This window comes from Mycobacterium sp. E2497 (assembly GCF_001668695.1).
GTDB lineage: Bacteria > Actinomycetota > Actinomycetes > Mycobacteriales > Mycobacteriaceae > Mycobacterium.
On record NZ_LZKD01000109.1, the window covers coordinates 1 to 12681 of the forward strand.

Annotated in this window: 11 protein-coding genes; 1 reads left to right on the top strand and 10 read right to left on the bottom strand. The window is 67.7% G+C overall.

Annotated elements, in window-relative coordinates:
• Positions 1–27: 27 nt before the first annotated feature.
• From A5713_RS08405 to A5713_RS08445, 9 genes are all read right to left on the bottom strand, one after another.
• Entirely contained in the window at positions 28–312 is a 285-nt protein-coding gene (locus A5713_RS08405; RefSeq protein WP_046182844.1) for a WXG100 family type VII secretion target, read from the bottom strand.
• 44 nt (positions 313–356) lie between these two features.
• On the bottom strand, positions 357–653 hold the full coding sequence (locus A5713_RS08410) for a WXG100 family type VII secretion target (protein ID WP_007168951.1): 297 nt from the start codon (positions 651–653) through the stop codon (positions 357–359).
• A 292-nt stretch (positions 654–945) separates the two neighbouring features.
• Positions 946–1245 (bottom strand): PE family protein, encoded by a 300-nt coding sequence (locus tag A5713_RS08415; protein ID WP_007172607.1) that lies wholly within the window; start codon positions 1243–1245, stop codon positions 946–948.
• A 420-nt stretch (positions 1246–1665) separates the two neighbouring features.
• Positions 1666–2898, bottom strand: a complete 1233-nt coding sequence (locus A5713_RS08420) for a PPE family protein (protein WP_068094548.1) — start codon at positions 2896–2898, stop codon at positions 1666–1668.
• A 108-nt stretch (positions 2899–3006) separates the two neighbouring features.
• Positions 3007–4248 carry a PPE family protein gene (locus A5713_RS08425; RefSeq protein WP_068094550.1) on the bottom strand — a complete coding sequence of 414 codons (1242 nt, stop codon included), beginning with the start codon at positions 4246–4248 and terminating at the stop codon, positions 3007–3009.
• 461 nt (positions 4249–4709) lie between these two features.
• Complete coding sequence (locus A5713_RS08430) at positions 4710–5930, bottom strand: PPE family protein (protein ID WP_068094554.1); 1221 nt, start codon at positions 5928–5930, stop codon at positions 4710–4712.
• 8 nt (positions 5931–5938) lie between these two features.
• The gene (locus A5713_RS08435; RefSeq protein WP_068051758.1) at positions 5939–6238 is read right to left on the bottom strand and encodes a PE family protein; all 300 of its coding nucleotides are present in this window, start codon (positions 6236–6238) and stop codon (positions 5939–5941) included.
• Positions 6239–6405: 167 nt separating this feature from the next.
• On the bottom strand, positions 6406–7644 hold the full coding sequence (locus A5713_RS08440) for a PPE family protein (protein ID WP_068094556.1): 1239 nt from the start codon (positions 7642–7644) through the stop codon (positions 6406–6408).
• Positions 7645–8112: 468 nt separating this feature from the next.
• A complete protein-coding gene (locus A5713_RS08445) occupies positions 8113–8307 on the bottom strand; it encodes a ferredoxin (protein ID WP_067917298.1) in 195 nt (64 codons plus the stop codon).
• Between the two features lie 193 nt (positions 8308–8500).
• On the opposite strand from A5713_RS08445, the gene A5713_RS08450 reads away from it, so the two are divergent.
• Positions 8501–9673, top strand: a complete 1173-nt coding sequence (locus A5713_RS08450; protein WP_067917300.1) for a cytochrome P450 — start codon at positions 8501–8503, stop codon at positions 9671–9673.
• A gap of 36 nt (positions 9674–9709) precedes the next feature.
• On the opposite strand, the gene eccCb is transcribed toward A5713_RS08450, so the two are convergent.
• The coding region (gene eccCb / locus A5713_RS08455; RefSeq protein ID WP_068094558.1) for a type VII secretion protein EccCb at positions 9710–12681 on the bottom strand (2972 nt) is incomplete at its 5' end.

The following is a 12681-nucleotide window of genomic DNA, read 5'->3' on the forward strand; positions in this document are numbered from 1 at the left end:
GGTGTGCTGCCGCGCCTGAAGTTGGGGTTAGGCCCAGCTGGACCCAACGGCGCTGTCGGTGCTGGCCATGTTGCTGCCGGCGCTCTGCACCTTCTGGCCGTGGGCGTTGGCCTGCTCGTAGATCACCTGGAAGTTGCGACCCAACTGGGTGATGAACTCCTGGCAGGCCACCGAACCGGCACCGCCCCAGAAGTCACCCGCAGCAAGCACATCGCGAACGATGGCCTGGTGCTCAGCCTCCAGAGACGCGGCCTGGGCCCGGATCAAGGCACCGTGGGCGTCGACATCGCCGAACTGGTAATTGATTGTCATTGCTTAGCTCCTTAAAAGTATTGGACAGCAGTAGTTTTCGGCTGCTAGCTGCTCAGGATTTGCTGCGAAGCCTGCTCTTGCTGCTCGTAGTTGTTCGCGTCGCGGATCAGCCCGTCGCGCACCCCGTGGAGCATGTTGACGATGTTGCGGAAGGCCTGGTTGACCTGACCCATGGTGTCGTACGAGGTGGCCTGCGCCTGACCGCTCCAGCCCGAGCCGGCGATGTTCATCGACGACGCCCACATCTTGCGGGCCTCGTCCTCGACGGTCTGGGCGTGGACCTCGAAGCGGCCCGCCATCGCCCGCATTTCGTGCGGGTCGGTCATGAAACGTGTTGCCATGTTGGCTGTCTCCTTTTATTGCGTGAGTACTCAGATACTTGCGGTGATTACGACGATGGCCGGACCGGTTACGCGCTGGCGAACCGCCGAGCCGAATACAAAAGGATGATCCCCCCTTCCCGTCAGCCGGCGGCCACCGGTCGCTGTAACACGGTGAGACGGACGTCAAACCCGAACTCCGGCGTTTGAGTTGTCCGGCCGTCAGCCCCCGAGATCATCGGTAGCTGGGCGGTCAGGCGGCGGAAGACCACGTCGATGACGTCCGGTCCCAACCATCCAACCGCCGGTCCGATCAGCCCGCAGCAGCTGCGTTGGCCGCCTCGGTTGCAGCGTAAGAGCCCGAGCTCATCGACAGAGTGTTCACGAACGCCTCGTGAATGGCGGCCGCCTGAGCGCTGACCGCCTGGTACATCTGCGCGTGCGCTGCGAACTGCGCCGCCGTCAGCGCCGACACCTCGTCCGCCGCCGCCGGAACCACTCCGGTCGTGGGGGCGGCTGCAGCCGCGTTCTGAGCGCTCAGCGTTGAGCCGATGGCCTGCAGGTTTCCGGCCGCCGCAGCCAAAGCCTCAGGCTGTGTGGTCACGAAAGACATGCTTGATCCCTCCTAAGTTCAATCCCCGACTCTGCAGAGAGTAGATGACGGCGGCCCTTCAAGCTCTTTCGGAAGCCGCCTGTTTGCAACTGTTCACGTGACGGTACGACGAATTCATTTTTGGTAACGCCACAGTAACAGCGTCCGGCCCGGCTCGCCTCCCTTTCAGCTTCGTCACAGCAAACTGTGACGGAGTCGTTGGAGAAAGACCCTGGTCGACGTCTGCCGGGGTGCTGCCGCAGGGCAGGCCCCTTAAAAATCCGATTGTCATTATTTCCCTACGATCCGCTAGCAACCGGTGGACCGCCCGCCTGCGGTGGTCCCGGGTACACCGCAACCGGCCTGCGGCCGCGGAGTCTCCACCCGTAGCCGACCCCCTCTGTTAACCCGTAGGTCATGTTGGCGAGCGACCGGCACTGGTTATCCGGCGAAGGGGGGTCGGGCCATGACGGTGGGGCGGAACCCGTATCGGGGTCCGGCCCCGGCGTGGGTGCCGCTGCCGATGCCGGCCAGGGGCATGCCACCGAGCAGGTTGCCCGGTCCCGCAGCCCCCTCGGGGGCGGCGCTGATGGCGCTGACCGGGATGGCCGAGTGGGTCATCGCGGGGATCGCCGGGCCGCCCGTCCAGGCCACCGGCACCGACAGCTTGCCGCCGATGGAGGCCGCACCGCCGATGGCCGCCGCCGGGTGCACCGCGCCGGCGCCACCGCCGAGCAGACCACCCAGCCCGCCCAGGCCGGGCAGGGCCTTGGCCGCCGCCGGGGCCGCGCCGCCGATCACGCCCAGAGTCTTGGCCATCTGCACACCGAAGTTACCCATACCGACACTGAAATACGGCAGACCCTCGGTGTTATAGAACAAGCTGGCGAACGGGCTGTAGCCATTGATCGCGCTGCCCAGGCTGGTGGGCAAACTGGTCTGGCCGGTCAACAGGTACCAGATGTAGCTGAACGGATCCTGGGTCGCCTGCGTGGCGGCGGTGGTCGTCGCATTGGTCGTCGCGTTGGTCGTCGCCTGCGTAGTGGGCTGAGCCAACGACTGCAAGACCTTCGACGTGTTGGTCGCCGTCGAGTTGGTCGTCGCGCTGGTGACCGCGGCGCTCTGAGTGGCCGGGGCGGTGTCGTTGGAGATCTTCGGGGGGGCGCTGAACTGCGTCACCTTGGTCGCCGTCGCCGACTGACCCGCATAGCTGTACATCGCGCTGGCATCCTGCGCCCACATCTGGCCGTACTGGGCTTCCAGCTGGGTGATCGCGGGGGTGTTCTGCCCCAACACATTGGTCGAGATCAGCTGCATCGTCTCGGCGCGGTTGGCCGCGATCAGCGGCGGTGGCACCGACGCAGCCAGCGCGGTCTCGTAAGCCGCCGCCGCCGCCTGAGCCTGGGTGGCCGCCTCCTCGGCCTGCGCGGCCGTCGTCGTCATCCACGTCACATACGGCTGGACCGCGGCGGCCATCGACGCCGACGCCGGCCCCAGCCAGTCCTCACTGTTGAGCGCGGTGATCAGCTTCTCATAGCCCAATGCCGCCGAGTTCAGCTCCGCCGCCAGCGCATTCCACGCCGACGCCGCGGTCATCAACGACCCCGACCCCGGACCGGCATAGATCCGCGCCGAATTGACCTCCGGCGGTAACGCCCCGAAATCCAACATCATTGACTCCTTTAACTGGTTGTGCGGCGTGGCTCGGGTCTTGATTTGACGAAAATGCGGTTGCGGCGAGCCGCCCGGCACCCAATCCCAGCTGCGTTCATTCCCGGCCCCCTACCCGGCCGATGGTGGGCGTGTGAGCACGCTGTAGCGGAAGCCGTACTTGTGCGAGTAGCCCGCGGCGGCGGTGCGCCGGCCGATGGCGCCGGTCGGCACACCGCGCAGCAGGGCGTTGCCGGGTGGGGTGGTCGCCGAAACGGCCGCCTGCGCCGGGATGGCCTCGGCGCCGGCGGCATCGGCCGGGCCGACCGCGGAGGTCAGCGTGGCCCACTGCTGGGGCACGGACAGCGCCCCGACGTGAGAGGCCGTTCCGGCCCCTGCCGATACCGCTCCGCCGCCGATGCTGCCCAGGTTGCCCAGCCCCAGTTGGGCGAACTGCGGCGTCGGGAACCACGCACCACCGGCACCCGCCGTCGCACCGCCGGGACCGAACGTCAGTTGCTGGCCCATCGACCAGCCGAAGTTGGCCAGACCGTTCGACTGATACAAGAGGGACGAGGTCTGTTTCAGAACCGTGGTGTAGTTAGCGGGCGTGAGCGACCACCAGTTCGTCGGACTCGGAAGGACGTCTTGCAGACTGGCGCCGGTTGTGGTCGGTGCGGTAGCGGCGGCCGTGACTTGCTGCGTCGCTTGCGAGGTGGTGGTGGCCGACAGCACCTGCGGGATGGAAAGCTGCGACGACGCGTTGGCGGCGGTCTGAGCGGCGTCGCCCGCCGGCTGCTCGACGGCCTGGGCCACCGCTGATCCCTGGTTGGCCAGTCCATCCGGGTTGGTGGTACTCGGCGGGGGGTCAAAGGGAGCCAGCGTCGTGACCGTCACCGAGGCCGCCGCATAGCCATACATCGCCGCCGCGTCCTGAGCCCACATCTCCGCGTATTCAGCCTCCGTGGCCGCGATCGCCGCGCTGTTCTGCCCGAAGAAGTTCGTCGCGATCAACGTCGCCAACAGAGTTCGATTCGCCGTGATCACCGGAGGCGGCACCGTCATCGCAAACGCCGCCTCGAAAGCGGCCGCCGCGGCCCGGCCCTGACCAGCCGTGTCCTCCGCCAGCGCTGCTACCGCACTCAACCAACTCGCGTACGGCAGCACCGCCGACAACATCGACGAGGACGCCGGCCCCGCCCACGGGCCGTCGGTCAGTTCCGAAATCACCGAGCCGTAGCCGCTGGCGGCGGTCGCGACCTCCGCGGCGACCTCGTCCCACGCCGCCGCCGCAGCCATCATCGGCCCCGAGCCCGGACCCGCATAAATGCGACCGGAGTTGACCTCCGGCGGTAGCGCCCCGAAGTCGAACACTTACGGACCGCCCGACTCGAACGACATCTATTCCCCCGCAATTGGCCTTCGTGGATGGCTTCAAGCAATTTGCTTGGTTGCGAAGGCTAGATCGCCGCGAGGCCTCGTCGCTCGCGGCGACCTCGGTCGGCCGGAGGAAAGCCAACTCGTCGACCGCAGTTTCTGGCCAGCCGCACGGGCCCCGGCGGTTCGCGCTCATGTCATGGGTTCACGGGCACTACCTGCATGAACGCCGCATTGGTTCGATCGCCCTATAGGGGTTGGGCCTGGGCAAGCCGGCCGGGACTAACGCGGAGTATCTGTTAAAAATCCGGCCGCAGAAAACCTTGCGACGAAAGGGGGCCGCCCGGTGCGGGACGGCAAGGCCAGCCACGGCCGTTGCCGTCGGCGGCCGAACGCCGAAAGACGCTTTAGCGCTGCACTTTTCGCGCGCTAAAGCGTCTTTCGCGTGCTGCGGACGGTTATCCGGCGAAGGGGGGTCGGGCCATGACGGTGGGGCGGAACCCGTATCGGGGTCCGGCCCCGGCGTGGGTGCCACTGCCGATGCCGGCCAGGGGCATGCCACCGAGCAGGTTGCCCGGTCCCCCGGCGCCCTCGGGGGCGGCGCTGATGGCGCTGACCGGGATGGCCGAGTGGGTCATCGCGGGGATCGCCGGGCCGCCGGTCCAGGCCACCGGCACCGACAGCTTGCCGCCGATGGAGGCCGCACCGCCGATGGCCGCCGCCGGGTGCACCGCGCCGGCGCCACCGCCGAGCAGACCACCCAGCCCGCCCAGGCCGGGCAGGGCCTTGGCCGCCGCCGGGGCCGCGCCGCCGATCATGCCCAGGGTCTTGGCCATCTGCACACCGAAGTTACCCATACCGACACTGAAGTACGGCAGACCCTCGGTGTTGTAGAACAAGCTGGCGAACGGGCTGTAGCCGTTCGTGAGCGCCCCCAGGCTGGTCGGGAAGGCGGTCTGCCCCGTCAGCAGATACCAGATTTCGCTGTACGTTGGCGTGGGCGGCCCGGAAGCAGCCGGCGCCGCCGCGGCCTGCAACGTGGTAGGCGTCGACGTGACCACCTTGGACAGCGCCGAGGCCGTGTTGCTGGCCGTGCTGTTGGTCGTCGCGCTGGTGACGGCCGCGCCCTGGGTGGCCTGGGCCGACGGGCTGGCGATCTGAGGTGACGCGCTGAACGGTGTCACCTTGGTCGCCGTCGCCGACTGCCCCGCGTAGCTGTACATCGCGCTGGCGTCTTGGGCCCACATCTGGCCGTACAGGGCTTCCAGCTGCGTGATGGCCGGGGTGTTTTGGCCCAGCACGTTGGTCTGGATCAACTGCATGGTTTGCGCTCGGTTGGCCGCGACCAGCGGCGGGGGCACCGTGGCGGCCAGCGCCGCCTCATAAGCAGCCGCGGCGGCCTGCGCTTGGGTGGCCGCCTGCTCGGCCTGGGCCGCGGTGGTGGTCATCCACGTCACATACGGCTGGACCGCGGCGGCCATCGTCGCCGACGCCGGGCCCATCCACTCCTCGCTGCTGAGCGCCGTGATGATCTTGTCGTAGCTCAACGCCGCCGCATTGAGCTCCGCCGCCAGCGCATTCCACGCCGACGCCGCGGTCATCAACGACCCCGACCCCGGACCGGCATAAATCCGCGCCGAATTGACCTCCGGCGGTAACGCCCCGAAATCCAACATCATTGACTCCTTTAACCCGTCGCGGCCGCGTTGGCCGCCTCAGTCACGGCATACGACCCCGAGCTCATGCTGAGAGTGTTGACGAACATTTCGTGAACCGCCGCCGCCTGAGCGCTGACGGCTTGGTACATCTGGGCATGCGCGGCGAACTGCGCCGCTGTCAGCGCTGACACTTCGTCGGCCGCGGCCGGGACCACTCCGGTGGTGGGGGCCGCCGCGGCTGCGTTCTGCGCGTTGAGCGCCGAGCCGATGCTTTGCAGGCTGCCCGCCGCCGCTGCGAGCGCCTCCGGCTGCGTCGTCACAAAAGACATCTGAAGTCCCTCCCTACTTTCCCGGCTCGCCGGCTCTCGAGGATCTGTTTGCCTTCGGGCCCACCGGGGGCTTGGCTTACTCGTGAGATTAGATGGGTCACGCGGTGCCTTGCCTCCCTAGTGCCGACTGTTCATAACTGGACAACTTCCGTTCACTTGGACGTTCCCTATCCGGCCGATGGCGGGCGGGTCAGGACGCTGTAGCGGAAGCCATATTTGTGGGAATAGCCGGCGGCGGCGCCGGCCCGCCGGCCCACCGCGCCGGTCGGCATACCGCGCAGCAGGGCGTTGCCGGGTGGGTTGGTCGCCGAAACGGTCTGAATCGGAGCGGCCTCCGCCTCGGCGGCATCGGCCGAGCTCACCGTGGAAGCCAACGTGGCCCACTGCTGGGGCACCGAGAGCCCGCCGACCTGAGCCGCCTGTCCGGTACTCGCGGTCACCGCGCCGGCGGCGTTGCCCAGGTTGCCGAGGCCCAACTGAGCGAACGCCGGTGTCGGGAACCAGGCACCACCGGCACCCGCCGTCGCACCGCCGGGACCGAAGGTGAGCTGCTGGCCTATCGACCAGCCGAAGTTTCCGATACCCACCCCGAAGTACGCCTGCAGCGTCTGTTTGATGATCGCGGTGTAATCACCGGGGCCCATCTGCCACCACCAGGTATTCGGGGTAGGCAAGATGTCCTGCACCGAGGTCCCGGTGGTCGTCCCCGTGGTGGCCGCGGCAGTGGCCTGCTGCGTCGCCTGCGAGGTGGTGGTGGCCGACAACGCCTGCGGCGTCGCCATCTGCGACGACGTGTGGGCGACGGTTTGCGCGGTGTTGCCGGCCTGCTGCGTGGTGGCCTGCGAGACAGCGGCGAACTGTTGGGATTCGCCGTCCGGCGTGGTGGTCTGCGGCGCCGCCGCGAACGGCGTCATCTGCGAGGCGGTGGTCGAGGCGGCGGCGTAGGTGTACATCGCCGCTGCGTCCTGGGCCCACATCTCCATGTATTGGGCCTCGGTGGCCGCGATGGCGGGGAAGTTCTGACCCAGGAAGTTGGTCGCAATCAGCGTCGCCAACAAGACGCGGTTGGCGGCTATCACCGGCGGCGGGACGGTCATCGCGAACGCGGCCTCGAATGCGGCGGCGGCAGCCCGCGCTTGACTGGCGGTCTCCTCGGCCTGACCGCCGACGGCACCCAGCCAGGTCACGTAGGGCGTGATGGCCGCCACCATCGACGTCGAGGCGGGGCCCACCCAGGGCCCGTTCGTCAGCTCGTCGATGATCGAGTTGTAAGCGCTTGCCGCCGTGCCCAATTCGGCTGCAAGCACATCCCAGGCGGCCGACGCGACCATCATCGGCCCCGAGCCTGGTCCTGCATACATCCGACCGGAGTTAATCTCCGGCGGTAACGCCCCGAAGTCAAACACCTGTTCTCCTCAGTTGGTCGCGACCTCTCGCGATCGCGACCGTCGTATCGGAATCAGTGGTGGCCGTAGTCACGGCTTCGTAAGCAAACGCCACCCCCCGGCTGCTGACGTGGGGATCGCCGACTCAGACCTCGCGGTCCACCACCCCAGTCGGCGGGCTCGCCGGCGCGTCCTGCCGATCCCGGACACGGCGCCCAAATGTGGTCTATCACCACGCGTTTCGGACGTCCGGTCAAGAACAACGTGCACCTTGAAGCCTCGATTGATCCCCGTTGTCAGCAACCGAGCGACAGCCCGCGTGTGTCCGAACTGTCGCTCGCCAATGAGATTAGTTTGTTACCGCGAGTGCTCCGATACGCGAAGCCAACTGTTCATTCCAGGCCAGCCAATGTTCACTCCCTGTCGACTCACGTTCATGTCCGGCAACCGATTGTTCATCCGCGGTTTCCCTCGCCCGCACGCCGGCGGTCAGTCCTCTTCGAGCACCAGGGCCATCTCGGGACAGGAGGCGACGCCGTCGCGCGTCAGCTGCTCGTCCTCGGGCCTCACCTCGTGTTCTTCGAGCGTCGAATAACCCGAATCGTCTATCGGGAACAGATCCGGATCGACGGCATAGCACTGCGCGTGGCCCACGCATTTCGACTTGTCGAGACGAACCCTCACCGGCTCCCTCCCCGGACGACGCATTTAAGGAATCGAGTCGTAGAGTAGTCGCTCGGTGTAGCCCGCGACACGGTGCGGCCATCGCCGGCCGCAGTGGACCGTGTATTCGCCCCGCACGCGGATTCGTGTCCCTTTGCCGCACATGCGATATTGATGTGCCAGCAGAACTTAAAGACAAGCGGAGACTGGGCGCATGACCACTCCTGGCCAGGGCCAGCAAGGCACGTTCCACCTCCCCCGGCTCGATTACGAGAAGCTACCGATGGCGGCGGATCGAGGTGTGGGGTGGAAGGTGCTGCGCGACGCCGGGCCGGTGGTGTTCATGAACGGCCACTACTACATCACGCGCCGCGAGGACGTGCTGGCGGCGCTGCGCAACCCGAAGGTCTTTTCGTCGACGATACTTCAGCCTCCCGGCCACCCATTGCCGGTGCTGCCGTTGGCCTTTGACCCCCCGCAGCACACCCGCTACCGGAAAATCCTGCAGCCGTTCTTCAGCCCGCACGGACTGAGCGCGTCGCGGCCGGCGCTCGAGCGGCACGCCGCCGAGATGATCGCTGCGTTCGCCGGCGAGGGCAAGTGCGAGGTGATGGCGGATTTCGCGCGCCTGTACCCGTTTCAGGTCTTCATGGACCTCTACGGTCTGCCGTTGGAGGACCGCGACCGCCTGATCGCCTGGAAGGACGCGGTCGTCGCGGACAAGCCGTATCTCACCCCGGGCGACCTCGAGCAGGGCCGGCACCTGCTGGCCTACCTGGTCGACGCTATCCAGCAACGCCGGCACAATCCGGGGTCCGACATGCTGTCGCGCGTCATGGCCAGTGACGGCGACTTCAGCGACCTGGAACTGCTGGGCATGAGCCACCTGCTGATCCTGGCGGGTCTGGACACGGTGACGGCGGCGATCGGATTCTGCCTGCTCGAGTTGGCCCGGCGCCCCCAGCTGCGCGAGTTGCTTCGCGACGACCCGAAGCAGATCCGGGTCTTCATCGAGGAGATCGTGCGACTGGAACCGTCGGCGCCGGTGGCGCCGCGGATCACCACCCAATACGTCGAGATCGGCGGCATGACGTTGCCACCCGGCACGTCGGTGCGGTTGTGCATGGCGGCGGTCAACCGCGACGACAGCGACGCCACGTCGGTCAATGAGCTCGTCATGGACGGAAAGGTGCACCGCCACTGGGGCTTCGGTGGCGGGCCGCACCGCTGCCTGGGCTCCCACCTCGGCCGGATCGAGCTGACGGTGATCGTCGGCGAATGGCTCAGGCAGATCCCCGACTTCGACGTGCCGGCGGACTACGTCCCCGAAATCACTTTCCCGTCAAAGAGTTTCGCGCTCAAGGAACTACCGCTGCGCTGGGGCTGATCCAGCCAACCCCAGCGCAGCGGTATCCGTCGGCGCCTATTTGCGCAATTCGGTCGACGCGACCTGTACGAACACACCGGTGTCCTCGGCCATCAGCAGGCCTCGGCCGCGGGGCAGCGGGCCACCCTTCATCTTGCCGCGGATGAAGCCCTCGTCCGGATCGGCGTCCATCACCAGCAGCGGCGCGTTGGCCTGGGCCAGTGCGCGCAGCATGGGGTCGCTGCCCGCCGACGACCAGCCACCGAAGGTGCGCGTGACGAGCACGTGCAGCCCGACATCGGCGGCCCTGGTCACCCACGGCGCGGCCTTGTGCAGCGGCGAATCGAACCCTGCCGGCAGCTGCTGGATGTCGTCGACGATCAGGAAGATCTCCGGGCCGCTCCACCACGACCGCGACAACAACTCCTCCGCGGACAGCCCGGGCGGCGGTTCGCGCCCGGCCAGGACCGCCGCCAATTCGCCCATCATCGCCTGGACGCCGTCCAGGTTGTAGGCGAACTTCTCGACGTAGTCCGAACCCAGTGTGGTCAGCAGCTGACGTCGTGGGTCCACCAGCCACACCTGCGCCGACGGCTGGCCAGCCGGCGGCGGCGGCGCGCTGCTCGCCCCGGGTGCGTACAGCCTGCCGATTTCTCGCATGATGGTGGCCAGCGTGGTCGTGCGCCCACATTCGCGTCGCCCGGTCACCATCAGGTGCGCGTTCTCGGCGAAGTTGAGGTAGACCGGCGCCAGATCCAATTCGGAGATGGCCCAAGCGATTCCGCCCGCGCCGACACCTTGACGGGCGTCTCGCGCGGCCAGCTCCCGCAGCTGCTCGAGGTCGAACCGCGCCGGGAGGCGGCGCACCGGCGGGGCCTGGGCGCTGGTGAGGCGACCGACCGCGTCGATCACGCTGTCGGACTCGAACACGTAGTCGGGCGTGGTCGCGAGCGCGGGGCGGGCCACCAACGTGTGCAGACCGGCCTGCGGGTCGGAGTCCAGCCGGACGTAGTTGACCGCGACCATGCCGCGGCCCGGCTTGACCGGGACGTCCTTGGCGAATCGCGAACGCACCAGCTTGGCGTCTTCCACCGCGGCCAGCCGCAATTCGACCCGGGACCCGAACCCGCTGCGCACCGGCGGCCGCAGCTCGGACTCGCGATCGGCGGTGACCACCACGTGCACCCCGAACGAGGGGCCCTGGTTGATGATCACGTTCACCTGCTCGATCAGCACCTCGTTCTCTTCGGCCAGCGCCCGGTAGTTGTCCACCACCAGGTAGACGTCGCCGAACCCGTCGTTGGGCACCGGGCCGGGCTCGCCGCCGAACTTACGGCGCCGGAAGACCTCCATCGAGGCGATGCCGTACTCGAGGAACGTGCTCTTGCGCTGGCGCACCAAGGCCAGCAGCTCGGCCACCGTGCGGCGCACACCGTACGGGTCGGTCGGGCCGGCCACCTCGCCCACGTGCGGCAGCCGGGCGACCGTGGTCAGCGCGGTGCTGCTGTAGGCCAGGCAGTAGAACTGGACCTGCTCGGGGGTGTGGGTCAGCGCGGCCGAGCAGATCAGCGTCTGCAGGGCCGTCGTCTTGCCCGAACCGCCGGCGCCCAGGATCAGGACGTTGGCGCCCGGCCCCGAGGTGTCGACAGTCCACGGCGGCTGGTCGTGCTTGAAGGGCCGGTCGATGATCCCGATCGGGAAGACCAGATCCTTGGCGGAACCGTAGTTCTCTTGCCACGGGTGACCGAGGAACCGGTTGACCAACTCGTCGATGGGCACGGGTTGGTTCAGCGGCGGTTGCCACAACCGGTAGGGCTCGAAGTCGATCTTGCGCAGCTGATCGATGATCACCGTGCCGACCTTGGGGACCCTGATGCCCTCGACGTCCTCGTCCTCACCCGCCGCGCCGTCGGCTTCCAGCGTCTCGCCGTTGGTGATCGCGGCCGGGGTGAGTTCCGGTCCGCCCACGCTGACCTCGAGCGGGGTGAACGAGTTGGTGAACAGCTGCGGGCGCACGTAGTCGATGCTGTGCACCAGCGCGGGCGCCTCGTCGCCGTCGTCGGTGAGTCCGCGCGCGAAGTAGTCCCGCCACAGGAACTCCGCCTGGAACCGGACGATGTCCTCCAGGCTGCGCCGGAAGTAGCCCAGACCCGCCTGCGCCGGCAGGTTCACCGCGTTCGGCACACCCGCCGCCTGCGCCGCACCGGCGGTGCGCGCCTTCAGCACCAGCCGGTAACCCATGTTCTCCATGAGCTTTTCGGCCCGGCTCTCGATGGTCTGCGACGCCATCATCAGGTGGATCCAGTATGCGCGACCCTGCCGGCCGATCGAGTCGAGCACGTCGACCGCCGTCGGCATGATGCGGAACCACTCGTAGAACTCGTCGATGACGACCACGAGCATCGGCAGTGGCGGCATGTCCTGGCCGCGTGCTTGCATCCTGAGCCGGACGGAGTTGTACTCCTTGGCGTCGTCGACACCGGCGCTGTCGCAGATCGCCTTGCGGCGGGCGATCTCGCCCCACAGGGCGTCCAGGAAGCGCTCCATCAGCGCCTGGTCTTCTTCCAGGTCGGTGATGATCCGCGACACGTGCGGGACGCCGGCGAACGGCTTGACCGCCGACCCACCCTTGAGGTCGGCCAGCACGAACTGCAGCTCCTCCGGCGGGTGGCTGAGCATCAGCGACTCGATCACGGTCCGCACCAGGGTCGATTTACCCGAACCGGTCGTTCCGGACATGACGCCGTGCGGACCGTCACCGCCCTCGTCCAGCGACTTCATGTCCAAGAACAGCAGCTCGCCGTTGTCGGAGCGGTTGCCGAACGGCGCCCGCAGGCGCGACCGGCCCATCGTGTCGGTCCGGGCGCCCCAGAGCGCGTGGAAGTCGATGCGGCCCGGGTCGTCGATCCCGTAGTAGGACAGGATGTCGCGGGCGCCGATGTGAGTGACCCGCTGGCCGATCTCTTCGTAGGCCTCGGCGAGCCGCCAGTGGGCCAGCGCCTGGGAGAACTCCTCCGCCTCCGCGACAC

Bases quoted from the DNA above. Each gene is read 5' to 3' on its own strand.
- A5713_RS08405 (WP_046182844.1), bottom strand. From the start codon at position 312: ATGACAATCAATTACCAGTTCGGCGATGTCGACGCCCACGGTGCCTTG.
- A5713_RS08410 (WP_007168951.1), bottom strand. From the start codon at position 653: ATGGCAACACGTTTCATGACCGACCCGCACGAAATGCGGGCGATGGCG.
- A5713_RS08415 (WP_007172607.1), bottom strand. From the start codon at position 1,245: ATGTCTTTCGTGACCACACAGCCTGAGGCTTTGGCTGCGGCGGCCGGA.
- A5713_RS08420 (WP_068094548.1), bottom strand. From the start codon at position 2,898: ATGATGTTGGATTTCGGGGCGTTACCGCCGGAGGTCAATTCGGCGCGG.
- A5713_RS08430 (WP_068094554.1), bottom strand. From the start codon at position 5,930: ATGATGTTGGATTTCGGGGCGTTACCGCCGGAGGTCAATTCGGCGCGG.
- A5713_RS08435 (WP_068051758.1), bottom strand. From the start codon at position 6,238: ATGTCTTTTGTGACGACGCAGCCGGAGGCGCTCGCAGCGGCGGCGGGC.
- A5713_RS08450 (WP_067917300.1), top strand. From the start codon at position 8,501: ATGACCACTCCTGGCCAGGGCCAGCAAGGCACGTTCCACCTCCCCCGG.